This is a genomic window from Lelliottia sp. GFLA7, assembly GCF_056490165.1.
In genome coordinates, this window is sequence record NZ_JBWLAQ010000001.1 from 1,104,948 (window position 1) to 1,128,076 (window position 23,129).

Here is a 23,129-nt window from a genome sequence, read left to right on the forward strand (position 1 = left end):
AAAACAAAAAACCACGGGGCCATAAGCCCCGTGGTTAAACAATTTGTGATTGATTAATGCGCGCTGGAAGTGACCTGCCGCCCTGCTGCTCGATCCCAGATAATCGCCAGAATCAGCGCCACAACGGAAGGCATTAACCAGGCCAGCCCCTGCTCTGACAGCGGTAAACGCTGAGTCCAGGCCGGAAGTATACCGCCAATGGCCGACGCTTTAATCCCGTCAAGGATACCAAAAATAAAGCTGATAAACATGGCAGGCGCAATAATTCGGGAGGAATTGTTCCACCACGGGCGGGTGAAGCTTAACACCACCAGAACGATACACGGCGGATAAATCGCGGTCAGCACCGGGATAGAGACCTGAATCAGGTGGCTCAGCCCCAGGTTAGAAACCGCCATCGAAAAGCCGCCGAGGATAAACACCAGCGTGCGATAAGAGAGCGGAACGTACTGCGCAAAGAACTCTGCACAGGCGCATGTCAGGCCAACGGCCGTGACCAGACACGCCAGGAAAATCAGAATCGCCAGCATGAAGCTGCCCGCGCCACCAAAGGTGTGCTGAACGTAAGCATGCAGAATGGCGGCACCGTTTGCGCTCTGATCGACCAGAGATGCGCTATCGGAACCCAGGCGGAACAGCGCCAGATACAACAGTGCCAGACCCGCACCGGCCATCAGGCCAGCCCAGACGGTATACCGCGTTAACAGTCGCGCTTCGGTCACGCCGCGAGAACGTGCTGCGTTGACGATAACAATACCGAACGCCATAGCACCCAGCGTATCCATCGTCAGATAGCCGTTAACGAAACCGTTCGAGAACGCCGCATTCTTATAAGCGTCCATGGCATCGCTGATCGGACCCGCAGGCCAAATCACCGCGGCAACCGCCAGCACAATCAGCGCCAGAATTTTCAGCGGAGCAAGGAAATTGCCGACGGTATCCAGCAATTTACCGGGATAGAGCGAAACCAGAATGACAATCGCGAAGTACACCACGCTGTAAATCAGCAGCGGCAGCGGACCGTCACCGGTCAACGGCGCGATACCGACTTCAAAGGAGACCGTCGCGGTACGCGGCGTTGCAAACAGCGGCCCGATGGCCAGATAGCACACGACTGCCAGTAACACACCGGCCACTTTGCCAATCGGTGCGCTGAGGCTATCCACGCCGCCGCCCACTTTCGCGAGTGCGACAACGGTAAGCACCGGCAAACCCACAGCCGTAATCAGGAAGCCAAACGCCGCCATCCAGACGTGTTCACCCGCCTGCAAGCCAACCATGGGAGGAAAAATGATATTACCTGCGCCGACGAACAGCGCAAAAGTCATAAAGCCCAGCGCGATGATGTCACGCGATTTTAAATGATGGGTCATAGAACCTTACTGCCTGTGGATGTGGTGTTGAAAACGTTGAGATTTTCGCCATCCCTCTCGGGACGATACGGCGGAAAATTAACTCAATTTCAGCGGGATATGCTCCCGTCCTGGCGCAGCGAAGAATAGTTTTTCGGTTTACCGCGCAAATACAGTCGGTCTGACAGTATATGGGGCGCAATTTAAACGCTTATAACGTTTAAAGGCAAGGAGGGATCTTAAAACCAGAACAATATGCCAGCATGGGAAAACAGACCAGCACAATCCGCTAAGTATAAGAAAAACTCATGGCTAATCATGCGAACAAAAAAGCATCAGCCGTATAAAATTCATCCGCGTTTCGCTTGACTGCAAAGCAAACAGGCCAGCAAACGCTGGCCTGTGGAAAGGAAGGCTGACACACCTGCTGTCAGGCACTTTTTTTGGCAATTAATCGTTCCGGGATGACAAAACTGAATCGCGTTCCTTTACCCGGCGTACTCTGAATATCAAGTCGGCTATCGTGATGATTCAATGCATGCTTCACAATCGCCAGGCCCAGCCCACTGCCGCCCGTTTGTCGTGAGCGTGCTTTATCGACGCGATAGAAACGCTCAGTCAGACGCGGAATGTGCTCCGGCCCAATGCCCGGTCCGTTGTCTTCGACGCTAAATTCGGCCCCCGTCGGCACATGCTGCCAGCGCACTACAATGTGGGTGCCTTCCGGCGTGTGATTTACGGCGTTATAGACCAGATTCGATATCGCACTGCGCAGTTGCTCTTCACTGCCGAGAACTTTCAGCGCGCTATCAACCTCAAACGTCAGCTGATGCTTTTTATGGCTCAACGTTTGCGCTTCCCGCTCCACCACGCGCAGCATCATCGGAACATCAATAGTTTCATTCAGTGCCAGGGTCGGGGCGGCTTCAATTTTCGACAGCGTCAGGAGTTGCTTGACCAGTCCTTCCATGCGATGCGTTTGCTCGCGCATCGTATGTAGTGCTTTCTCTCGCGGCGCGCCTTCCAGCGTTTGCTCCTGCATCATCTCCAGATACCCCTGAAGCACGGTCAACGGCGTGCGCAGCTCGTGGCTGACGTTGGCAAAGAAATTACGACGAGCCCCTTCAAGCTGGTGCATTTGGGTCACATCACGCGCCACCATCAACCACTGCTTGTCGCTGTAAGGCATGATGCGAATCTCAAGGTGACGGCCATTATTCAGCACCAGATTGTGCGGGCGAGTAAATTCACGTTTTTTCAGATACAGCGTGAATTCGGGGTAACGCAGAAGGTTCAGGATATTCTGGCCGTTATCGTCTGGCCAGCGGAGTCCAAGCAGCTGTTGTGCAAGACCATTACACCAGAAAATCGTCCCTTCTTCGGTGGTGAGGATCACCGCATCCGGCAGTGATTCTGCGCCGCTACGAAAGCGCTTGATCAGGCTTCCCAGCTCGCGACGACGCTTTTTATTACGCATCTGCATCTGGTGTAAGCCGTAAAGCAACGGCTCCCAGCTTCCGCTCCCCGGCGGCGGCGTCATGCTGCGATCCACCCACAGCCACCACGACAGACGCAGTAAATTCCAGAAATGCCAGATCAACAGGCCGGTCACTGCCGCCAGTAAAAACCACGGCAGATAGCCAAAAATAGCCCCCAAAATGAAGGCCGGGAGACAGCATAAGATCAGTTCAAAAACGAGCCTTTTCCATGACAGACGTTCCAGCACGCGTCACACTCCTGTCAGTGTTCAGAAACGGGTCGAAAAACGATAACCCGTACCGCGCACCGTTTGCACCATGCGATCGTGGCCGCTGTGTTCCAGCGCTTTTCGCAAGCGGCGAATATGCACATCAACCGTTCTGTCCTCAACATACACGTTTGTTCCCCAAACGTTATTCAGCAACTGCTCACGACTGTAAACGCGTTCCGGATGCGTCATAAAGAAGTGCAACAGCTTAAATTCGGTCGGTCCCATGTCGAGCGGATTTTCACCCGTCATCACGCGATGCGACGTAGGATCCAGACTCAGCCCCTGCATCTCAATCACCTCTTCCACCGCCATGGGTGAAATCCGGCGCATCACCGCTTTAATACGTGCCACCAGCTCCTTCGGTGAAAACGGCTTGGTGATATAATCATCTGCACCCGTTTCCAGCCCGCGCACGCGATCTTCTTCTTCACCGCGCGCCGTGAGCATAACGACAGGAATATCGCGGGTCATCGCTTCACGTTTGATGTGTTTGATAAATTGCAGTCCAGAGCCGCCAGGCAACATCCAGTCAAGCAGAATCAAATCAGGCCAGGGTTCGTTCAGCTGATTCACCGCGCTGTCATAATCTTCAGCTTCTATCGGCTGAAAACCGTTTTGTTCGAGCACGAAGCACACCATTTCACGAATTGGAGCTTCATCTTCTACGACCAGAATACGTCTCGCCATACTTTACCCTGTCTTATTGAGGTTAAAAGTTTGTAATGCGGCGTCATTATGCGTCAGATTTATGACAGATTTATGAAAAACATTGCCTCTATGAATAGCAAACTATTGTTTTATTACAGCTGTTATTTCCCCTTCCCTCGACATTTATCGCCATAAAAGCCGCGAAGTTGCCGCATGTCGGCACATCTCACAGCCCCATGCTGACACCTGTAATCATCAGGATTGAGCTGATGCAGCCAACACAGAGGCAGCCTGAAGGATCAAGTGTATAATCCCTTTCACCTTTTTTTGCCACGGATCTGTTATGCGCATACTTCACACCTCGGACTGGCATCTGGGTCAAAATTTTTACAGCAAAAGCCGCGCGGCCGAACACGAAGCGTTCCTGAACTGGCTGCTGGAAACAGCGCTGACGCACCAGGTTGACGCAATCATTGTCGCCGGTGATATTTTTGACACCGGATCGCCGCCCAGCTATGCGCGCGAAATCTATAACCGCTTCGTGGTCAATTTACAGAAAACGGGCTGTCATCTGGTCATCGTCGCGGGCAATCACGACTCGGTGGCAACGCTGAATGAGTCACGCGATATTCTGGCCTTTCTGAATACCACTGTAGTGGCAAACGCCGGGCACGCACCGCAAATCATCAAAAAACGCGACGGCACGCCGGGCGCCGTTATCTGCCCGATTCCCTTTTTGCGTCCACGTGACATCGTTCAAAGTCAGGCCGGTCTGACCGGCGGCGAAAAGCAAAAGCACCTGCTGCAGGCCATTACCGACTACTATCAGCAGCAATTTTTCGACGCCTGCGCCTTGCGCGGTGAAGCGGCGCTGCCCGTTATCGCCACCGGCCATTTAACCACCGTCGGCGCCAGTAAAAGTGACGCGGTACGCGAAATTTATATCGGTACGCTGGATGCGTTCCCGGCGCAGAATTTCCCACCCGCCGATTACATCGCACTCGGCCATATCCACAGGGCGCAGAAGATTGGTGGCAGCGAACATATTCGCTACTGCGGATCGCCCATTTCGCTCAGCTTTGACGAAACGGGCAAACCCAAAAGCGTGCATCTGGTCAGTTTTATCGACGGGAAACTCAGCGCGGTAGACACGCTGGAAGTGCCGGTGACGCAGCCGCTGGCGGTGCTAAAAGGCGATCTGGCGGCCATTACCGCACAGCTTGAGCAGTGGCGCGACGTGGAGCAAATCCCGCCCGTCTGGCTGGATATCGAAATCACGACAGACGACTATCTGCATGATATGCAGCGCAAAATCCAGGCACTCACGGAAACGCTGCCGGTTGAGGTTTTACTGGTGCGCCGCAGTCGAGAACAGCGCGAGAAAATTCTGCTCAGTGCGCAACGCGAAACGCTCAGCGAGCTGAAAGTCGAAGAGGTTTTTGAACGCCGACTGGCGCAGGAAGAGATTGACGACGCGCAGCGCGCCAGACTGAACGAGCTGTTCACCCATACGCTGCATGCGCTCAATGATGAGGAAGAAAACGCATGAAAATTCTCAGCCTGCGTTTGAAAAACATCAACTCCCTGAAGAGCGAATGGAAAATTGATTTCACCGCCGAGCCGTTCGCCAGTAACGGTCTTTTCGCAATTACCGGCGCGACCGGCGCAGGCAAAACCACCCTGCTCGACGCCATCTGCCTCGCGCTGTATCACCAGACGCCGCGTCTGAATAAAGTCACACAATCACAAAATGATCTCATGACGCGCGACACCGCTGAATGTCTGGCAGAGGTGGAATTTGAGGTCAAGGGCACCGCTTATCGCGCTTTCTGGAGCCAAAGCCGCGCGCGTAATCAGCCTGACGGGAATTTACAGGCACCGCGCGTGGAGCTGGCGCGCTGCGAAGACGGTAAAATTCTGTCTGACAAAGCCACAGACAAAATTGAGCAAACGGCCACGCTGACCGGTCTGGATTACGATCGTTTCACGCGCTCTATGCTGTTGTCGCAGGGGCAATTTGCCGCCTTCCTCAATGCCAAACCTGGCGAACGCGCCGAGCTGCTGGAAGAACTTACCGGAACCGAGATTTACGGTCAGATTTCCGCAAGGGTCTTTGAACAACACAAAGCCGCACGCACGGAGCTCGAAAAGCGCGAAGCGCAAGCGGCTGGTGTGATTTTACTGAGCGAAGAGCAGCAACAGCAGCTCACCCAGAGTTTGCAGGCACTTACTGACGAAGAGAAAATGCTGCTGGTACAGCAACAGAATCACCAGCGCGATTTTCACTGGTTGACCCGTCATGAGGAACTCCAGCGTGAACAGCAGCGCGCGTTAACCTCGCAACAGGAGGCGCAACAGGCGCTCACCGACGCCGCACCAGACCTGGATAAATTGCTTCACGCCCAGCCCGCCGCAGTGCTGCGCCCACTCTGGGAACGTCAGCAGGAACAGACGACGCGTCTCACACAAACCCAACAGCAGACTCAGGAAGTGAATACTCGCTTACTGTCTCGGACAGCACTGCGCGCGCGCATTCGCAACGGTGCGCTGCGCACCCGCGACCGGTTGCAAACCGAGCGTTCGGCACTGACACAGTGGCTAACCGGGCATGACCGTTTCCGCCTGTGGGGGCAGGAAATCGCAGGCTGGCGGGCGCATTTTGCTCAGCTTAATCGCGACAAAAGCCAGATAGCGACGCTGACCGGGCGCATCACCGAGCTGCGGCAAAAACTGGCGAACGCGCCAGAGATCGCCCTGACGCTGACCGCTGATGAAGTCGCTGCGGCGATGGACCAGCAAACGGCGTCGCGTGCATCTCGCCAGCAGCTGACCACCCTTCATGCCCGTTATCAACCGCTGCAAAAACGCATCGTTCAAAACGCGGAAAGCGTGCAAAAGGCGCAGGCGGAGCAGATAAAACTGAACGAGACGTTGGCCCTGCGTCGACAGCAGTATAAAGAGAAACACCAGCATTTTCTGGATGTTAAAGCCTTATGCGAGCGAGAAGCTGAGATTAAAGATCTCGAGAGTTATCGAGCCCGACTTGAAGCGGGAAAACCCTGCTTGCTCTGCGGTTCAACTGAGCATCCTGCGGTGAAGCAATACCAGGCGTTGGAAATAACAGAAAACCAGCGCCGCCGTGATGCGATGGAAAAAGAGGTCGCAGCGCTAAAAGAGGAGGGGCTGCTGGTGTTGGGGCAAGTCAATGCCCTGACCGGTCAGATTCAGCGCGACACCGAAGAGGCGCAGACGCTCGCCCAGGAAGCGCAAACGCTCACGAGCGCGTGGCGCGAACTGTGTGCAACCCTGAACGTTACTTTGAATATTCAGGATGATATTGCTCCGTGGCTGAACGAACAGGAGCAGTACGAGCGCCAGCTGTATCAACTTAGTCAGCGCCTGGCCTTACAAAGCCAGTTGAATGAACAGGAACACCAGGAGCGGCAACTCCAGCAGCAGATTGCTACAACACGCCTGACGCTGGAAAACGCGCTGAATGCGCTGGCGTTGAAGGTCCCCGATGAGGGTGCTGAAACGCTCTGGCTCACCGAGCGCGAAAGCGAATCGTCGCACTGGCAGGCGCAGCAGAATCAGCTCACCGCCCTTCAGGAACGTATCAACGCCCTAACGCCGCTGTTGGATACGCTGCCCGCGACGGACACAGAAGACGCGGAATCCGTTATTCCGGATAACTGGCGCGAGATCCACAATGAATGCGTCTCGCTGCAAAGCCAACTTGCAACATTGCAGCAGCAGGAAAGCCTGGAAACCGAGCGCATGCAGCAAGCGCAGGCGCAATTTGCCGCTGCGCTTGCGGGAAGCGCATTCCCCGACTGCGATGCGTTCCTGCGCGCTTTGCTTGATGCCGACACGATGCAGCGTCTGGAAACGTTAAAGCAAACGCTGGAAAACCGGATTCAGCAAGCGACAGCGCTGGTGCGTCAGGCAAATCAATTGCTGAGCGAGCATCTGGCGCAGCGGCCGGAAGGATTGCAGTCGGATGTGCCGACACTGCAGCTTGAACTCCAGCAACTGGCGCAACGTCTGCGTGAAAATAGCACCCGTCAGGGTGAGATCAGCCAGCAGCTCAGGCAGGATGGCGAGAACCGGCAGCATCAGCAGGCGCTTATCCAGCAGATTGACGAGGCGGCACGCCTTGCGGATGATTGGGGATATCTGAACGCGCTGATCGGCTCCAGTACGGGCGATCGTTTCCGTAAATTCGCTCAGGGGTTGACGCTCGACAATCTGGTATGGCTGGCGAATCAGCAGTTGAATCGCTTGCATGGCCGCTATCTTCTGCAACGCAAAGCGAGCGACGCGCTGGAGCTGGAAGTGGTGGATACGTGGCAGGCCGACGCGGTACGCGACACGCGAACCCTCTCCGGAGGCGAGAGTTTCCTGGTGAGCCTGGCGCTGGCGCTGGCGCTTTCTGACCTGGTGAGCCACAAAACGCGCATTGATTCCCTGTTCCTCGACGAGGGATTTGGTACGCTGGATAGCGAAACGCTGGATACCGCACTCGACGCGCTCGATGCGCTGAACGCGACGGGAAAAACCATCGGCGTGATCAGTCATGTGGAAGCAATGAAAGAGCGCATTCCTGTGCAGATCAAAGTGAAGAAAATCAACGGGCTGGGATACAGCAAGCTGGATAAGGTGTTTGCGGTGGAGTGAGTGAGGGATTTGTGCGGTCTGGTACCCTCACCCTAACCCTCTCCCACAAGGAGAGGGAATAAACATTAAAACCGCCAACATACGTCGCCGTTTTGCTTTTACTTTGCCTCATCCTCTCCCACAGGGAGAGGGAACAAACACTAAAAACGGTAACATTCGTTACCGTTTTGCTTTTATTCCGGCCACAGCCATGCCGCGCCGCGCACGCCGCTCGAATCCCCATGCACTGCTTTGCGGATTGGGGTTTCACATTCGCCGCCAAAGACCCACTGCTTCATTAGATGCGGAACCGTGGTGTAGATCCGGTCAACATTACTCATTCCGCCGCCGAGGACGATCACGTCCGGGTCGAGAATGTTCACCACATGAGCCAGCGATTTCGCCAGACGCATTTCGTAGCGATTGAGCGCCAGTTCGGCAACCGCATCGTGCTCTTCGACAAGACGCATAATCTCGTTGCCTTTTAACGCATGTCCGCTCAAACGACGATAATCGGTGGCGAATCCGGTTCCGGAAATAAAGGTTTCGATACAGCCCTGCTTACCGCAATAACACGGCACTTCGGCGCGGTATTTCAGTTCGTCTTCGTCCATCCACGGCAGCGGATTATGTCCCCACTCGCCCGCGGTGCCATTGCCGCCAATGTGCGCGCGTCCGCCAAACGCTAAGCCAGAACCGCAGCCCGTACCAATAATCACCGCAAATACCGTCTGCGCGCCTGCCGCTGCGCCGTCTATCGCTTCCGAAACAGCAAGACAGTTGGCATCGTTCGCCAGACGCACCTCGCGATGGAGGCGCACGCTCAAATCTTTATCGAACGGCTGGCCGTTAAGCCACGTGGAGTTCGCGTTTTTCACCACTCCGGTATAGGGCGAAATCGACCCTGGAATCCCCATCCCGACAGTGCCAGTCTGCCCCGTTGCCTTTTCCGCCATCTCCACCAGCGAGGCGATCGTTTCAATGGTTTGCTGATAATCATCACGCGGCGTAGGCAGGCGGTGTCGGAACAATTGTTCGCCCTGATCGCTAAGCGCAATGACTTCTGTTTTGGTGCCGCCCAAATCAATACCAATACGCACAGGACTCTCCTCATTATTTTGATTATCAACAGAGTAGAAGCAGGCCACCTGATTAGCAATGCAAGCCATGCCACAATTCGTTATCATGCCCGCTGATTTAACGACAAGGCCGTGGAAATTATCATGCTGTGGTTCAAAAATTTGATGGTTTACCGTCTCAGCCGCGAGGTTTCGCTGCAGGCTGAAGAGATGGAAAAACAGTTAGCCGCGTACACGTTTACCCCTTGCGGTAGCCAGGATATGGCGAAAACCGGTTGGGTTGCACCGATGGGTTCACAAAGTGATGCACTGACCCACACGACCAATGGTCAAATCATCCTTTGCGCGCGTAAAGAAGAGAAAATCCTGCCATCCCCCGTGGTGAAGCAGGCGCTCGAAGCCAAGATTTTCAAGCTGGAGGCCGAACAGGGCCGCAAGCTGAAAAAAACGGAAAAAGACTCACTGAAGGATGAAGTGCTGCACTCACTGTTGCCGCGCGCCTTTAGCCGTTTCAACCAGACCATGATGTGGATCGACACCGTCAACGATTTGATTATGGTTGACTGCGCCAGTGCCAAAAAAGCGGAAGATACGCTGGCCCTGCTGCGTAAGAGCCTGGGTTCACTGCCGGTAGTTCCGCTGACGATGGAAAATCCTATCGAACTGACGCTCACCGAATGGGTGCGTAGCGGCAGCCCAGCGCAAGGGTTCCAGCTGCTCGATGAAGCCGAATTAAAAGCGATCCTTGAAGATGGCGGCGTGATCCGCGCGAAGAAACAGGATCTGGTGTGTGACGAAATTGCGGTACACATTGAAGCTGGCAAACTGGTGACCAAGCTGGCGCTCGACTGGCAGCAGCGAATTCAGTTTGTGATGTGCGATGACGGCTCGATTAAACGTCTGAAGTTCTGCGATGAATTGCGCGATCAAAACGAAGATATTGAGCGTGAAGATGTCAGCGGACGCTTTGATGCCGACTTCATCCTGATGACGGGTGAGCTGGCGGCGCTGATTAAAAACCTGGTCGAAGGTTTAGGCGGAGAAGCACAGCGTTAATGCTGTGAAACCCTCTCCCCACGGGGAGAGGGAGAATCACTATTTCAAATAGCGGCACAGATAAGACGTCGGTTCCGCAACCTGCAGATGGAACTCGCTGTGGCCAGGGACGTTGAAAACTTGTCCAGCGGTATACACTTTCCACTCGGTTTCACCCGGTAACAGCACGTTTAACGCCCCGCTAATCACCGTCATCTCTTCTGGCTCTGCGGTACCAAAGGTGTATTCCCCTTCAGCCATCACGCCGACACTGGCACGGCCAGTACTGCTGCTGGTAAAACCAATGGATTTCACTTTACCGGAAAAGTATTCGTTACTCTGAAGCATGAACTGGCCCTTATGTCTTTGGAGAAAAATCCACTATAGGGGCCATCCTTCGTGCCTGTCACGCAAAATCATCAGGCCAATAATTCAGACGCTAGCCGCGTCACCAGCACGTTTGATAACAGCACAGGCACATCGAGCGCTTTTTGCAGCAAATCGCGATGGCGCTGGTGGAATCCCAAACAATCGAGCATTAAAACGTCTGCGCCCTGGTCGAGAAGTTCACGTCCTGCGGCGATGAGCTTTGTTTCGCTGTCCCAGATGGGGTTGGCCAGCGCAAAGAGCGGCATTTTTTGCAGAACTTTCCATTTATTCGCCTGATTATCCAGCAGTTCCTGGATAGGGACAATGACGCCCACCTGATGACCATCCACGATAGAGGCCACCAACGGCGGAATAATGCGCATGGGTTCAAGCAGGATAGAATTTCGTGCGACCAGCCCGGAAATCGGGGCGGTGCTCATCAGCAGAATAACGTCATACCCTTGATTATCGAGAACTTCGATGATGCCCTGTAGCGCTCGCTCCACTTTCTGGTGGGAGACGTGTGCCAGCTCACCGTCGCTTAACATGGTCGGCAGCGGATCCTCCCCGGTCCCAATCGCGTAGTCTTCCATGACCTCTTCCCGACTGATCCCAGCGAGCAGGCTGAGATGCGTAATCTGTTGTTCAGAGACATGCTCGGTTAAGAGCGGTAACACTTCGCTAACAGGAACCACACCAATGGTGAGGATCGCCAATGTTGCCTTCATTTTCGTTGTCGCCTTTCATCACTGCCACTGCACTTATACGGGCACAAGCTCACTACGCTGCGCGGCTCTTGTTTCAGGTTAAACAGCTCAAAAGCGTAGCAGCAGATCTTTACACCGAAGTGTAAAGATCGTTAGCCGTTTCCGAATCTAACTGTAATAACTAAATATTAACTCTCACTTAACATTCGCGGTGAGTCAAAAGTGTGATGCAGGCACGTTTATGCCGTCTTTCAGATTAATGTCAGGTCTTATCGGGATCTTCGTAGCGGCGCTTCGCATCCAGCGCTTCCTGCTCAGTTTCATGTTCACTGATGAGCGAGTTTGGCTTCGGGTGATCCGCCCGCAGTTGATACCAGGTAACGGTCAGATCGCCGTTACCTTTTTCAATGGTTTCGATTCGCGCTTCGCGTGGATAGGGAGGTCTGGTTGGCATAGTTCATCCTTTTTTAACGTTGAACTATGAGTATAGACGCCTGCTAGCTGGCGCAAGCCAGACGCAGCGCGGTAACGATATGGCTGACAACCTGTTCCGGCGTCTGAGACGCATCGACCACGTGATGCGCGGCCTCACGGTAAAGCGCGTCGCGCTCGGCAAGCACTTCGCTCACTTCGTCGCTGATCGGCTTTCCGGTAAGCGTAGGGCGTTGCCCCTCTTCCGGAAACGCTTCGAGCCGCTCCACAAGGGTGGCGACGGGCGCACACAGATAAATGACGATACCGTGCTCGCGCATAAAGCCGCGGTTATGTTCCGCCAGGATAATGCCCCCGCCAGTCGCAATGACGGTGGAGGGTGCCGAGACGGCTTTCAGGGTTTCGGTCTCAAGCGCACGAAAAGTTTCCCAGCCCTCTTTTTCCACAATCTCAGCGATAGTTCGCCCGGCTTTCGTTTGCAGCCAGTGATCGGTATCGACAAATTGGCTTTGACAGGCGCGCGCCAGTTCGAGGCCGACGGTGGTTTTCCCGCAGCCGCGAGGGCCAACTAAAAAGATGGGTTGGGTCATAACCAGGTGTTCCCCTTGATACCGCGAGGTTGCGGCGTGTGAAATCAAAAAACGAGCAATAATACCATTAAACTAGTACGCAAAGTAATTGTAAAAATTGGATTACAGCAAGAAATGTATGTATGACAGAGAGCGTAAAGACTGAGAATATCACTCGCACTCTGTAAAGAAATCATTGCATATGTGGGTGCGTTTACTTTACTGCAAAGCATCTGATGATGACAACCCTGCGGTTGTCATACTCTATCACATTTTAGCAATGGTTATCATTACGCGGTACGGCGTTTCACTTCCAGCAGCCATTTATCCAGCTCAGCAGCAAACTGCTGCCGGTCACGTTGGGAAAGCGTGTCTGGTCCGCCCGTCTGCACGCCGCTTGCGCGCAGGGTATCCATGAAATCACGCATAGTGAGTATCTGACGAATGGTCGATGGGGAGTAACGCTCGCCGCGCGGATTCAGCGCCGCCGCCCCTTTTTCCAGAACTTCCGCCGCCAGTGGGATATCCGCCGTAATCACTAAATCTTCCGGACTGCACAGACGCACAATTTCGTTATCCGCCACGTCAAAACCCGCCGGTACGCGCATCGAGCGAATAAATTTTGACGGCGGAATGCGCAAACTCTGGTTTGCCACCAGCGTTAACGGCATCTGCACGCGCTCGGCGGCGCGAAATAAAATCTCTTTGATGACATTCGGACACGCATCCGCATCCACCCAAATCGCCATAGTGTCTCCCCTGTTTAACATGACCGGCTATTGTCGCCTGCTTTTCGTCGACAGGCAAAGCAGCGTAAGCTTTAGCCCTGAAGAAAAATCCACGTTAAGCTATAGAGTAGAACGCACAACGCATAATAACGGAGAGACGTGATGGATAAGAAAATCGGTTTTATCGGCTGCGGTAACATGGGGAAAGCCATTCTCGGCGGCCTGATCGCTAGCGGCCAGGTGTTGCCGGGACAAATTTGGGTGTACACCCCGTCACCGGACAAAGTGGCGGCTCTTCGCGATCAGTACGGTATTAACGCTGCCGAAAGCGCACAGGAAGTGGCCCAGATTGCCGATATCGTCTTCGGTGCCGTCAAACCTAACATCATGATCAAAGTGCTGAGCGACATCACTTCCAGCCTGAACAAAGAGACGCTGGTGGTGTCGATTGCGGCGGGCGTCACGCTGGATCAGCTTGCACGCGCGCTGGGTCACGACCGTAAAATTGTCCGCGCCATGCCAAACACGCCGTCGCTGGTGAATGCGGGCATGACCTCTGTGACGCCAAATGCGTTGGTGACCTCCGAAGACGTGGCAGACGTGCTGAATATTTTCCGCTGCTTTGGCGAAGCCGAAGTGATTGCCGAGGCGATGATCCATCCGGTGGTCGGCGTCAGTGGATCTGCCCCGGCCTACGTGTTTATGTTTATTGAAGCGATGGCTGACGCTGCCGTACTGGGTGGAATGCCGCGCGCGCAGGCGTACAAATTTGCCGCTCAGGCGGTAATGGGCTCTGCAAAAATGGTGCTGGAAACGGGTAAACATCCTGGTGAGCTGAAAGATATGGTGTGCTCGCCTGGCGGGACCACTATTGAAGCCGTGCGGGTGCTTGAGGAGCGTGGATTCCGCTCTGCGGTGATCGAAGCGATGAGCAAATGCATGGAAAAGTCAGAACAGCTCAGTAAATCCTGATGAATCTTGCCGGGCGTCAGGCGGCCACTTCGGTGCGGTTGCGTCCGGCGTTTTTCGCTTTGTAGAGCGCGACGTCGGCGGCTTTAAGCCATTCGCGGTAATGTCCAAATTCCGGTGTTAACGGTGCCACGCCCACGCTGATCCGCAAGCGCACCTGCGGCGCACAGGGTAAGGTTAAGGCCGCCAGCCGTTCATGTACGCGAGACATCGCGGCTATCGCACTCTCCGCAGGTGTTCCACTCATCACCACCGCAAATTCATCGCCGCCAAAACGGCCTATCAGATCCCCGGCGCGTAACGTCAATTGCAGCTGACGCGTGACGGCGATAATCGCCTCATCCCCCACGTCGTGGCCCCACGTATCATTGATATCTTTGAAATGATCAATATCGATAATCAAAATGGCGGCGTCGCGATGACCCCGCAGGCAGGCGTCGTATTCATTGCGGAGCAAAATTTCCCAGTGCCGACGGTTAAACACACCGGTCATTCCATCGCGGGTACTCATCAACTCCAGACGACGCTTGTGCTCCGCCAGTCGGATGGCAGTCTGATGGCTCACCCAGGCAAAAATCAGCGGATAAAGCACCAGGACCGGTAACGATAGCCATAATTCGAGCGGAGTCAGCGTAAAGGCAGGCGTGGTGCCGGTGAGTTGCAGCGTGATCAACGTAGTAATAACGGCAATCATGGCGCCAGCGCCAAACAACCTCACGCCACCCGCCCCCATCAGGTTCATTCCAACCATCATGACCAGCGCGACCGTCGGCAACACGTCAACACCCATTAACCCCATCCAGACGCCCGCCACCATCGCATCCGCTTTGAGATTCAAAATTTCACTGCTGCGCGGATCGGCGGAGCGGTAAGCCAGCTGCCAGGCCAGATGTGGCCAGATGAACGCCCAACCGACCAGCAATAACCACCAGCCTCCAGGCGGAGCATGCGCCACCATTGCGCCTGCAATCGGGAAGAACATCGCGGCCAGCCCCAACACGCGCGGCAATCGAACTCGCCGGGCAAACCGAATGCCGGAACGGTGGTGGTCATCCTGAGAAAGGTCCTGTTGCCACTCTTCTCGGGTGACGCCTTTATTGTAAAAGTTTTCGTCATTCATAATTTTTGGGAACATTCTGAAACATTTCCCAAATTATAGAGAGGGGGAGAGCGGGGAAAGTATGATATTTCGGGTGAGCCAATACTCAGGCTCACCCGTAAGGACTACGCTGATTTCTTAAGGCACGCACTCATAAACTTGCTGCGGTCTTCTCCTTTGAGCATCTGTTGTGTCGCCTGAGAATTACACTCGCGCATTTTTTGCTGCTGTGGCGTCAGGCTCTTCTCGCCAGGTTTTGTGTCTTTGTTTTTCAGGCAATCGCTCATATAGGTTTTACGGGCATCGCCTTTCAGCGTCTGGGATGTGGCCTGCTGATTACAGGTTGTCATCCGCTGCTGTTGAGGGGTAAGCGTTTTCTCCGCCGCCGTTGCCGTGGACATCAGGAACATAGCGGAAAGTAGAGTCACAGACAGGGTCAGTTTCATAGCACCATCCTTTCGTGAAGGTTCACACTAAGTCTGGTTCGTGGCGGGGAAAAAACCACCCGGCAGAAAGGAATTTCCGCCGGGTTTCTCTTTTATTTCAATCCGAGCGCCGCTTTCATGGTGTAGAACAGATCGGTTTGATCCGTCAGACCTACCACGTTTGCGGCATGAGGACCATACGCCGCAATGCGTAGCTGCGAGCCAGTATGTTCCATCGAGTCTTCTTCGGAGTTGCCATAACTCATCACCATCACCGCACCGTCTTTGGTGTTCAGCGCCTGAGTCAGGCCCGGCGCTTTGGTGTCTGGCGCTACGATTTGGCTGGCGTGAGCGTGGTCAGCCGTAACCACCACCAGGGTGTTGCCGTCTTTCTTCGCAAACTCCAGCGCCTTTTGCACCGCTTCATCCAGATCGACCGTTTCGCCAATCTGACCGCACGGATTCGCAGCGTGATCCTGCTTGTCGATCGACGCGCCTTCTACCTGCAGGAAGAAGCCCTTATCGCCTTTGTTTAGCAGGGTGATGGCTTTATCCGTCATCTGCGCCAGCGTCGGGATGCTTTCATTGCGTTTCGGATTCGGCGCACAGGTGACCACAGGCTTGTCGAGGTTACCGTGATAAGAGGCTTTTGGCCCTTCCCAGCGCACCGGCATATTCCCGTCCGAAAACAGGCCAAGCAGCGGTTTACCCTGATTTGCTTCGGTAATCGCCGCCAGAGAGGTGGCGTCGCTCACCATCTGATAGCCCCGAGCCTGCGCCTGCTCGCGCAGCGTTTTGCCCTGCCAGTCACCCGCTGTTGCGGTTTCGGCGAAGGTCTTCGCTCCGCCGCCCAGGGTGACATCAGCGCGCGCATTCAGAAGCTGCTCGGTGATAGAGCCTTTACCGCCTTTTTCCAGCGCGTTAGACGGACATTTTTCGCTGGTCGCGATCGGGCCGTAGCATTTACGCGACGTCACATGCGCCACCAGCGCGGCAGGGGTGGCATCCTGAAGCTCAGCCGTGGAGACGTTCCCCGTTGAAAGCCCTGCGGCTTTTGCCATCTCCAGAATGGTCTGGTGATCTTTTTCGTGAATATCGACGCCCAGCGCGCCGTTATACGATTTAACCCCGGTGGTCCAGGCCGTTGCAGAAGCCGCAGAGTCGGTCACGTAATCCGGCTTGCCGGTTTTTTTGTCCAGTGCGTAATGGGTATATTGACCGGTCAACGGCAACGCATCGATGCCTTTAAAGAAACCACCCGCACCCTCGGCATAATTACGCGCGGCGGTAATTTCGGAATCACCCATGCCGTCGCCAATTAACAGAATAATATTTTTAGCCGGTTTATCATTAAGCGATGCGCGGATAGCCGCGGTTTGATCTTCCGACAAACGGCGAGCACCGCCAGGTTGGGTGATATCCCCGTGCGCAGCACGATTGTCCAGGACGCGGGTATCGGTGGTTTCGGCGTGTGACGTTGCGGTGAATAACAACGGAATTAATGCGATGAATAGTGCGCTCTGTTTCACTTTATTTTCTCCATGTACAAATACATAAAAAATAAACAGAGCGACTATAGGCAGTCCACATGACAACTCTATGACAGCGTTTTCGTTTCCGTGAAAGATTAATTACGTGGATGCCGCAACAACTTTTTTACGTATTGCTGTAGCATCTCGCTATCTTGAACCGGCACCTGAGAGCCGGGCCGGGCATCCTCCAGAGCGCTTTCGATACTTTGTATCAGCGCCTGTTGGTCAGTCTGTGCCATTTGTCGTAACAACGCCGTGACGACAATCTCTAACGCTTCAACCTGGGCAACCAGCTCTTTTGACTCTTCTTCCTTTTGCGCAAGCTTCACCAGCAACTCTGCAATGAGGTTTTTCATCGGGGTATTTCCTTATCAGATTTTTGCTGAACTTATCATTCCGATGGAATATTGCAAAGAGGCGAAAACTATTATCGTTATGAAAAAACACGCTATGTCGCAAATAACGATGATTTAGCCCGAGCGAAACGTTTTGCTATTATAAAAACTGATTACACTGCTTATGAAGAGTAGAAATTTAATGCCTCATTTTTATTCATAAAATTTAGCCACTCTTAAATACATAATATATTGTGGCTTCATTATTATCGGGATTATCGGGCTCCTGCACTTGCGGCTTTTTGACGTCGACGCCGTAAGGCAATGGCGAGCTGAATAATATTGAGTAAAACGACCACCGCCGTGGCGGCAAACACCCAGCGGAATCCGGCCATCGCCGAGACAGATGCGCCAATCAGTGGGCCAATGACATTTCCCAGATACATAAATGACTGGTTATACCCAAAGATCCGGCCGGTTACCTGATCGCTGGAGTACTTCACCAGCAGCGTTTGTACCGCCGGGAGCATGGCACCGTCGGCAAATCCCAGCAGAAAACGCAAAACGCCAAGCTGGAGAGGTGACGTGACAAATGACATCGCGAAAAACAGCACGACGGCAAAAATAAGCGTCGCCATTAATATCCGTGCCGTGCCGATCCGATCGCCCAGCTTGCCCAATTTTGGTGCAGACATCAGCGCAGAAACACCGGGCACGGCGGCGATCATGCCGCTCAGAAACGCAATATTGTTGCTGTCCGGGGCCATCGATTTAATGAACAGCGTCAAAATCGGCCCAATCGACCCGTTACAAAGCTGAATCACCATCGTGGTGACAAACAGGCTAATCATCAGCCCAGGATAAGGAAGCGTGGCGAAAACGGCTTTACCGCTCAGACGTCCGGCTTTGCTGATCGTAGGGCGCACGCCCTCTTTGATCAGGAAAAAGGTGACCAGAAAACTCACCATCAGCAGCAGCGCGGTGATGAAAAACACGGCACGCAGACCGACGTGGTCAGCCAAAAAACCCCCCATCAGTGGGCCGCCAATCACGCCGCTAATCTGCGCGGTGGAAAGCGTACTGATCGCCCACCCGCTGCGCTCGCGCGGAACTTGCGACGCCACCAGCGCCATCGCGTTAGGAATATAGCCGGATGTCAGCCCCATCAGCCCGCGCAGCAAAAACAGCTGCCAGACGTTGGTTGCGTAAGCCTGAAGCAGAATGGCGATCGCCATCCCCAGCGAGGCGCGCAGCAGCATCAGTTTGCGCCCTTTACGATCCGCCAGGCTGCCCCACATGGGCGAAACAATTGCTGAAACCAGGAAAGTGATGCTGAACGTCAGACCGGACCACATCGACAGCGCCTCGTGCGACGAGACACCGAGCTGCGAGACATACAGCGGCAGGAACGGCAAAATCTGGCTGATGGCGAGGCCGGTAAAAAAGCAGCCAAACCAGACGGAGATGAGGTTTACTTTCCAGGATTCCATAACAGGCGGTATCTTCATTTTTAGGCGAATTCGCCGATAGATTAGCAAGTTACGTTATGTCACATGGCACCAGAGATGCGATGCCGATGACTTTGGTGTTTTATCTCCCCAGTCATCATATTTGTGAAATAAGTCACATTTTATCCACTTTATGCTGGTGATTTATGCTTTAACGGCACAGGCCAAACCCGCGCATTCCCAGATGGAAATGGTTGGCGTGCGCGGCGTTATATTCCGGGCCTAAACCATTGCCATAATAATCGCAGCTGGCACTTAACAGCGCTTGAAGCCAGGGCTGCGTTTTGTCTTCGCGCCAGCCGCGCAGCACCGTCACCCGCTGCCCATCAGAGAGCTGAAACGCGCTGATATCGAGCGCTTCCGCACTGGCGTGTTCGCTGCGACGCGCATCGGGGCGATGATAAATATTGCGGCAGGCAAAGCTGCCCAGATGGTCGATGCGTTTGAGTTCGCTGCCCATCATCGATTGGGTCAGCGGGCGCGCCTGCTGCTGTACAAACAGCGCAGAGCTCAACGCCAGCGGGCAACTGGCGATAAAACTGCTGCTCAGCGTCACCGGGCCAAAATTTCGCACGCGCACCACGTCAGTCAGCGGACAGTCCCCCGCACTATCGGCCATCGACTGAGTCTGGATCCACTGCTTTTGATTCGCCTCTGCCAGCAGAGTCGTACAGGCCTCGGGCGACAGGCGACGCAGTTTAAACTGGGTTACCTTGCCAGGCTTGTCGTCGAGCTGAAGGGGCGTAAAAGGATTGTAATATGACGGTAGCCAGCGATAACCCACTACGGCAGCACCCACAATAATCGCGCAGACAAACAGACTTTTCCCTCTCACATTTTCTCCTCTTTTATGCGTCAAAACATTATGGCAGAAGGCGGCGAATCCCACAGGGCATGTGGTATGTTATAGGCTTTGAGACAGACTGGAAGAGTGTGAGATGGCGAAGCAGCGGGTAGGAATTGTCTTTGGGGGAAAATCAGCAGAACACGAAGTGTCGCTGCAATCGGCTAAAAATATCGTGGATGCGATTGATAAAAGCCGCTTTGACGTGGTCCTGCTGGGCATTGATAAGCAAGGCCAATGGCATGTTAACGATGCCAGCCAGTATCTGCTGAATGCAGACGACCCGGCGCATATCGCGCTCAATCCTTCAGAAATCAGCGTGGCGACCGTGCCTGGCGTCATCCACGGCCAGCTGATCAACGCGGGCAATGCCCAAACGTTGGCGCAGATTGATGTCATTTTCCCGATTGTTCACGGCACGTTGGGCGAAGATGGCTCCATGCAAGGGATGCTGCGCATGGCTAACCTGCCGTTTGTCGGCTCAGACGTGCTCGGCTCCGCCGCCTGCATGGATAAAGATGTCACCAAGCGCTTGCTGCGTGACGCCGGTCTGAACATTGCGCCGTTTGTGACCCTGACCCGCGCCAACCGCGACAAGCACAGTTTCGCCCAGATCACGGCCCAGCTTGGCCTGCCATTGTTTGTGAAACCCGCCAACCAGGGTTCATCCGTTGGCGTCAGTAAAGTGACCAGCGAAGCACAATTCGCAGACGCAGTGCGCCTGGCGTTTGAATTCGATCATAAAGTGGTGGTTGAACAAGGCATTAAAGGTCGCGAAATCGAATGCGCCGTTTTAGGCAACGATTTCCCACAGGCCAGCACCTGCGGTGAAGTGGTGTTGAACAGTGATTTCTACTCTTACGACACCAAATATATTGATGATAAAGGCGCTCAGGTCGTGGTGCCGGCAGTTTTGGATCCTGAAATTAACGACAAGATCCGCGCGATCGCCATCGACGCGTATCAGGCGCTCGGCTGCGGCGGTATGGCGCGAGTCGATGTTTTCCTGACGGCAGAAAATGAAGTTATTATTAACGAAATCAACACGCTGCCAGGCTTCACCAACATCAGCATGTATCCAAAACTTTGGCAGGCCAGCGGGATAAGCTATCCAGAGTTAATTACGCGTCTTATCGAACTGGCGCTGGAGCGACACACCGCCGACAGCGCCCTGAAAAGCTCAGTAAACGGTTAATCCGCTTTCTCAGAACGCTCTGCGTTTTCCGTCGTCGTGTCTTCAGGCCGACGGCGGATAATTAACCCTGCCAGCCAGAAACAAATCACCCACGTCACCAGCCCCAGCGCATAGGTTTGCCAGCCTTTTGCTTCAAACCCAAGCAGCCCAATCACACCGTTAAGAATAAAAATCAGCCCAATCGCAAAGGCATAGTAATGCCAGTCACGGCGTAGTTTGTCAGACAGCTTCATGGCAACTCCGGCAGGATAAAAAGACATCCTCTCACAGTTTCGTGATGCGGTCTGTGGCGGATGCGGAAATTCTTAAACACGGGCAAATTTACGTTAAGTTAAAAAACTGTGATGTGATGCAGAAATCGACAATCCAGGAGGAATCCTGAGCGTAAATTACCACGATTCTGATATTGACAAATGTTATGACCTGTCAAACTCACCTTGTACGACTGGCACTCGGCCAGAATCTATATCGGGAGGTTTATATGGCAGACTTTACACTGGCGAAGCCGATTTTTGGCAGCAAGCGTTCCAAAACCTCCGCGCCGGGTAATATCGCTTATGCCCTGTTTGTGCTGTTCTGCTTCTGGGCGGGTTCCCAACTTCTGAACATTCTGGTGCACGCACCAGGCGTTTATGAACACCTGATGCAAGTTCAGGACACCGGTCGACCGCGCGTCGATATTGGTTTAGGCGTCAGCACCATTTTCGGTGTGATTCCGTTCCTGATTGGATGCGTCATTCTCGGTGTGGTTGGGTTGGTCCTGCGCTGGCGGCGTTACCACGCATCCCGTTTAGTTGAGTGACATACAGCGAGCCCGACGGTCATCGACCCGTTTTGCAAACCACGCCGTGGTGAGATTGCGGGTGATTTTTGGGCTTTCAAGCTGAATGCCAGGCAGTAGTTCTCGCGGTAACGCTTTGCCGCTTTTCTGTTCCGCAAGCTTATAAACCTGCTGGTAGAGATCCGTTTTCTCAAACGCCAGACTGTCGCCTTTTTCCAGCTGATGGCGGATCTCGCTGTTGGTCATATCCAGCTTTATTGCCAGCTTGCGCACCGCGAGCTCCGTGGTTCCTGCTTCGCTGCTGCCATAAGCAATCAGATCGCCATCCAGCGCCAGTTTTGTTCCTGTTGCGCGGCTCACCGCATTCTGGAATGCAGCGTTGCGGCTCGCATACCATCCCGCGTTGAAATCGGCAAAACGGTAAAGCGGCTCGCTGTAATTAACCGGATAATTCAGCAGATGATAGGTGCCAAACCACAGTCCGCCGCGCAGGGAGAACACTTCCTGGCGCACCGTGCCGTCGATTTTCCACGGATAACCGTTGGTGTGTTTCTCTGCAAAATCAATGCTGACCTGCATCGGCCCGCCGGTATGCACGGGATTGAGCGATCCAAACAGCGTCTGCCCCATCGGCACCGTATTGATAAAGTCATCAAAAATGGCGCTGAGCTGTTTCTCTGTTTTCACCGTATCCAGCCGCTCGCTGTAGCTTTTGCCGTTTGGCGAGGTGATTTTGAGCGCCGTATGCACCAGGAACACCGGGACGTGCATTTTTTCGGCACGTCGGTCGATCTCTTTCCAGGCAATTTTGTTCAGCCCGGGAACCGCGGGATCGGACTGATACATCGATTCCTGCTGCGCCACCGCCAGCACCGAGCAGATATTCTCCACGGTCGGCGCAATTTTTTGACTCTCGAAGGTTTTCGCCAGCACGATCGCCCAATCGTCACGGTCTTTCACGCTGGCCGGCATTTTTTGCCGCACCACGCTTGCCACATCAACCGGCTTTTCACCCTTTTTCAGCGGTGCCGCGCCCTTTTCGGCGCATCCCGCCAGCACCAGGGCGGCGAGCAGCGATAAAGGTAACGTTCGTGATACGGCAAATGGCATAGCGAT

Annotated in this window: 23 protein-coding genes; 6 read left to right on the top strand and 17 right to left on the bottom strand. The window is 54.1% G+C overall.

The annotated features are described in order from the left end of the window. Window positions 1–53: 53 nt before the first annotated feature. The 3 genes from brnQ to phoB form a co-directional block, all read right to left on the bottom strand. Complete coding sequence (brnQ, locus tag AC07RN_RS05330; protein WP_012016274.1) at window positions 54–1,373, bottom strand: branched-chain amino acid transporter carrier protein BrnQ; 1,320 nt, start codon at window positions 1,371–1,373, stop codon at window positions 54–56. A 409-nt stretch (window positions 1,374–1,782) separates the two neighbouring features. Then, on the bottom strand, window positions 1,783–3,078 hold the full coding sequence (gene phoR / locus AC07RN_RS05335) for a phosphate regulon sensor histidine kinase PhoR (RefSeq protein ID WP_478335763.1): 1,296 nt from the start codon (window positions 3,076–3,078) through the stop codon (window positions 1,783–1,785). Between the two features lie 21 nt (window positions 3,079–3,099). Continuing rightward, window positions 3,100–3,789 (bottom strand): phosphate response regulator transcription factor PhoB, encoded by a 690-nt coding sequence (phoB, locus tag AC07RN_RS05340; RefSeq protein ID WP_012016272.1) that lies wholly within the window; start codon window positions 3,787–3,789, stop codon window positions 3,100–3,102. Between the two features lie 304 nt (window positions 3,790–4,093). On the opposite strand from phoB, the gene sbcD reads away from it, so the two are divergent. Both sbcD and sbcC read left to right on the top strand, forming a co-directional pair. Further along, window positions 4,094–5,299, top strand: coding sequence for an exonuclease subunit SbcD (gene sbcD, locus AC07RN_RS05345; protein WP_449554254.1), 1,206 nt, complete (start codon window positions 4,094–4,096; stop codon window positions 5,297–5,299). Then, entirely contained in the window at window positions 5,296–8,427 is a 3,132-nt protein-coding gene (sbcC, locus tag AC07RN_RS05350) for an exonuclease subunit SbcC (RefSeq protein WP_478335764.1), read from the top strand. Before sbcD ends, sbcC begins: the two co-directional genes overlap by 4 nt. A gap of 173 nt (window positions 8,428–8,600) precedes the next feature. Here sbcC and mak read toward each other — a convergent pair whose 3' ends face one another. Beyond that, window positions 8,601–9,506: a fructokinase gene (gene mak, locus AC07RN_RS05355; RefSeq protein ID WP_478335765.1), complete on the bottom strand. Its 906-nt coding sequence runs from the start codon at window positions 9,504–9,506 to the stop codon at window positions 8,601–8,603. A gap of 123 nt (window positions 9,507–9,629) precedes the next feature. Here mak and rdgC point away from each other — a divergent pair, with 123 nt between their 5' ends. Next, a complete protein-coding gene (gene rdgC / locus AC07RN_RS05360) occupies window positions 9,630–10,541 on the top strand; it encodes a recombination-associated protein RdgC (protein ID WP_012016268.1) in 912 nt (303 codons plus the stop codon). A 39-nt stretch (window positions 10,542–10,580) separates the two neighbouring features. Here rdgC and ppnP read toward each other — a convergent pair whose 3' ends face one another. From ppnP to AC07RN_RS05385, 5 genes are all read right to left on the bottom strand, one after another. Then, entirely contained in the window at window positions 10,581–10,868 is a 288-nt protein-coding gene (gene ppnP / locus AC07RN_RS05365; protein ID WP_012016267.1) for a pyrimidine/purine nucleoside phosphorylase, read from the bottom strand. Window positions 10,869–10,939: 71 nt separating this feature from the next. After that, window positions 10,940–11,617, bottom strand: coding sequence for an AroM family protein (locus tag AC07RN_RS05370; RefSeq protein WP_012016266.1), 678 nt, complete (start codon window positions 11,615–11,617; stop codon window positions 10,940–10,942). A gap of 241 nt (window positions 11,618–11,858) precedes the next feature. Next, window positions 11,859–12,050, bottom strand: coding sequence for a protein YaiA (yaiA, locus tag AC07RN_RS05375; RefSeq protein ID WP_012016265.1), 192 nt, complete (start codon window positions 12,048–12,050; stop codon window positions 11,859–11,861). Window positions 12,051–12,093: 43 nt separating this feature from the next. Beyond that, a complete protein-coding gene (gene aroL / locus AC07RN_RS05380) occupies window positions 12,094–12,618 on the bottom strand; it encodes a shikimate kinase AroL (RefSeq protein ID WP_012016264.1) in 525 nt (174 codons plus the stop codon). Between the two features lie 269 nt (window positions 12,619–12,887). Next, window positions 12,888–13,346, bottom strand: a complete 459-nt coding sequence (locus AC07RN_RS05385) for a YaiI/YqxD family protein (RefSeq protein ID WP_235134837.1) — start codon at window positions 13,344–13,346, stop codon at window positions 12,888–12,890. 141 nt (window positions 13,347–13,487) lie between these two features. Here AC07RN_RS05385 and proC point away from each other — a divergent pair, with 141 nt between their 5' ends. Beyond that, on the top strand, window positions 13,488–14,297 hold the full coding sequence (gene proC / locus AC07RN_RS05390; RefSeq protein WP_407435745.1) for a pyrroline-5-carboxylate reductase: 810 nt from the start codon (window positions 13,488–13,490) through the stop codon (window positions 14,295–14,297). A gap of 16 nt (window positions 14,298–14,313) precedes the next feature. Here the strand turns inward: proC and adrA are convergent, their stop codons facing one another. The 6 genes from adrA to AC07RN_RS05420 all read right to left on the bottom strand — a co-directional run bounded on the left by adrA (window position 14,314) and on the right by AC07RN_RS05420 (window position 20,028). Continuing rightward, a complete protein-coding gene (gene adrA / locus AC07RN_RS05395) occupies window positions 14,314–15,429 on the bottom strand; it encodes a diguanylate cyclase AdrA (RefSeq protein WP_478335766.1) in 1,116 nt (371 codons plus the stop codon). 89 nt (window positions 15,430–15,518) lie between these two features. Continuing rightward, a complete protein-coding gene (gene psiF / locus AC07RN_RS05400) occupies window positions 15,519–15,839 on the bottom strand; it encodes a phosphate starvation-inducible protein PsiF (protein WP_133631059.1) in 321 nt (106 codons plus the stop codon). A 92-nt stretch (window positions 15,840–15,931) separates the two neighbouring features. Then, window positions 15,932–17,347 carry an alkaline phosphatase gene (gene phoA / locus AC07RN_RS05405; protein ID WP_478335767.1) on the bottom strand — a complete coding sequence of 472 codons (1,416 nt, stop codon included), beginning with the start codon at window positions 17,345–17,347 and terminating at the stop codon, window positions 15,932–15,934. Between the two features lie 98 nt (window positions 17,348–17,445). Continuing rightward, entirely contained in the window at window positions 17,446–17,706 is a 261-nt protein-coding gene (gene iraP, locus AC07RN_RS05410) for an anti-adapter protein IraP (RefSeq protein ID WP_012016258.1), read from the bottom strand. Window positions 17,707–17,960: 254 nt separating this feature from the next. After that, window positions 17,961–19,175 (bottom strand): multidrug efflux MFS transporter, encoded by a 1,215-nt coding sequence (locus tag AC07RN_RS05415; RefSeq protein ID WP_478335768.1) that lies wholly within the window; start codon window positions 19,173–19,175, stop codon window positions 17,961–17,963. A 169-nt stretch (window positions 19,176–19,344) separates the two neighbouring features. Further along, entirely contained in the window at window positions 19,345–20,028 is a 684-nt protein-coding gene (locus tag AC07RN_RS05420; protein WP_478335769.1) for an extensin-like domain-containing protein, read from the bottom strand. A gap of 103 nt (window positions 20,029–20,131) precedes the next feature. Between AC07RN_RS05420 and ddlA the strand changes: the two genes are divergently transcribed. Further along, window positions 20,132–21,232, top strand: coding sequence for a D-alanine--D-alanine ligase (gene ddlA, locus AC07RN_RS05425; RefSeq protein WP_478335770.1), 1,101 nt, complete (start codon window positions 20,132–20,134; stop codon window positions 21,230–21,232). Here the strand turns inward: ddlA and AC07RN_RS05430 are convergent. After that, complete coding sequence (locus tag AC07RN_RS05430) at window positions 21,229–21,465, bottom strand: DUF2754 domain-containing protein (RefSeq protein ID WP_012016254.1); 237 nt, start codon at window positions 21,463–21,465, stop codon at window positions 21,229–21,231. The genes ddlA and AC07RN_RS05430 overlap by 4 nt on opposite strands. Window positions 21,466–21,713: 248 nt before the next feature. Here AC07RN_RS05430 and AC07RN_RS05435 point away from each other — a divergent pair, with 248 nt between their 5' ends. Continuing rightward, complete coding sequence (locus AC07RN_RS05435) at window positions 21,714–22,034, top strand: DUF2755 family protein (RefSeq protein ID WP_478335771.1); 321 nt, start codon at window positions 21,714–21,716, stop codon at window positions 22,032–22,034. Here the strand turns inward: AC07RN_RS05435 and AC07RN_RS05440 are convergent. Continuing rightward, complete coding sequence (locus AC07RN_RS05440; protein WP_478335772.1) at window positions 22,023–23,123, bottom strand: DUF1615 domain-containing protein; 1,101 nt, start codon at window positions 23,121–23,123, stop codon at window positions 22,023–22,025. The genes AC07RN_RS05435 and AC07RN_RS05440 overlap by 12 nt on opposite strands. Between the last annotated feature and the right edge of the window lie 6 nt (window positions 23,124–23,129).

What these genes read in the sequence shown, in the direction of transcription:
- brnQ (WP_012016274.1), bottom strand. Translation starts at nt 1,373, where the DNA reads ATGACCCATCATTTAAAATCGCGTGACATCATCGCGCTGGGCTTTATG.
- phoB (WP_012016272.1), bottom strand. Translation starts at nt 3,789, where the DNA reads ATGGCGAGACGTATTCTGGTCGTAGAAGATGAAGCTCCAATTCGTGAA.
- sbcD (WP_449554254.1), top strand. Translation starts at nt 4,094, where the DNA reads ATGCGCATACTTCACACCTCGGACTGGCATCTGGGTCAAAATTTTTAC.
- sbcC (WP_478335764.1), top strand. Translation starts at nt 5,296, where the DNA reads ATGAAAATTCTCAGCCTGCGTTTGAAAAACATCAACTCCCTGAAGAGC.
- rdgC (WP_012016268.1), top strand. Translation starts at nt 9,630, where the DNA reads ATGCTGTGGTTCAAAAATTTGATGGTTTACCGTCTCAGCCGCGAGGTT.
- ppnP (WP_012016267.1), bottom strand. Translation starts at nt 10,868, where the DNA reads ATGCTTCAGAGTAACGAATACTTTTCCGGTAAAGTGAAATCCATTGGT.
- AC07RN_RS05370 (WP_012016266.1), bottom strand. Translation starts at nt 11,617, where the DNA reads ATGAAGGCAACATTGGCGATCCTCACCATTGGTGTGGTTCCTGTTAGC.
- yaiA (WP_012016265.1), bottom strand. Translation starts at nt 12,050, where the DNA reads ATGCCAACCAGACCTCCCTATCCACGCGAAGCGCGAATCGAAACCATT.
- aroL (WP_012016264.1), bottom strand. Translation starts at nt 12,618, where the DNA reads ATGACCCAACCCATCTTTTTAGTTGGCCCTCGCGGCTGCGGGAAAACC.
- AC07RN_RS05385 (WP_235134837.1), bottom strand. Translation starts at nt 13,346, where the DNA reads ATGGCGATTTGGGTGGATGCGGATGCGTGTCCGAATGTCATCAAAGAG.
- proC (WP_407435745.1), top strand. Translation starts at nt 13,488, where the DNA reads ATGGATAAGAAAATCGGTTTTATCGGCTGCGGTAACATGGGGAAAGCC.
- adrA (WP_478335766.1), bottom strand. Translation starts at nt 15,429, where the DNA reads ATGTTCCCAAAAATTATGAATGACGAAAACTTTTACAATAAAGGCGTC.
- psiF (WP_133631059.1), bottom strand. Translation starts at nt 15,839, where the DNA reads ATGAAACTGACCCTGTCTGTGACTCTACTTTCCGCTATGTTCCTGATG.
- iraP (WP_012016258.1), bottom strand. Translation starts at nt 17,706, where the DNA reads ATGAAAAACCTCATTGCAGAGTTGCTGGTGAAGCTTGCGCAAAAGGAA.
- AC07RN_RS05415 (WP_478335768.1), bottom strand. Translation starts at nt 19,175, where the DNA reads ATGGAATCCTGGAAAGTAAACCTCATCTCCGTCTGGTTTGGCTGCTTT.
- ddlA (WP_478335770.1), top strand. Translation starts at nt 20,132, where the DNA reads ATGGCGAAGCAGCGGGTAGGAATTGTCTTTGGGGGAAAATCAGCAGAA.
- AC07RN_RS05430 (WP_012016254.1), bottom strand. Translation starts at nt 21,465, where the DNA reads ATGAAGCTGTCTGACAAACTACGCCGTGACTGGCATTACTATGCCTTT.
- AC07RN_RS05435 (WP_478335771.1), top strand. Translation starts at nt 21,714, where the DNA reads ATGGCAGACTTTACACTGGCGAAGCCGATTTTTGGCAGCAAGCGTTCC.
- AC07RN_RS05440 (WP_478335772.1), bottom strand. Translation starts at nt 23,123, where the DNA reads ATGCCATTTGCCGTATCACGAACGTTACCTTTATCGCTGCTCGCCGCC.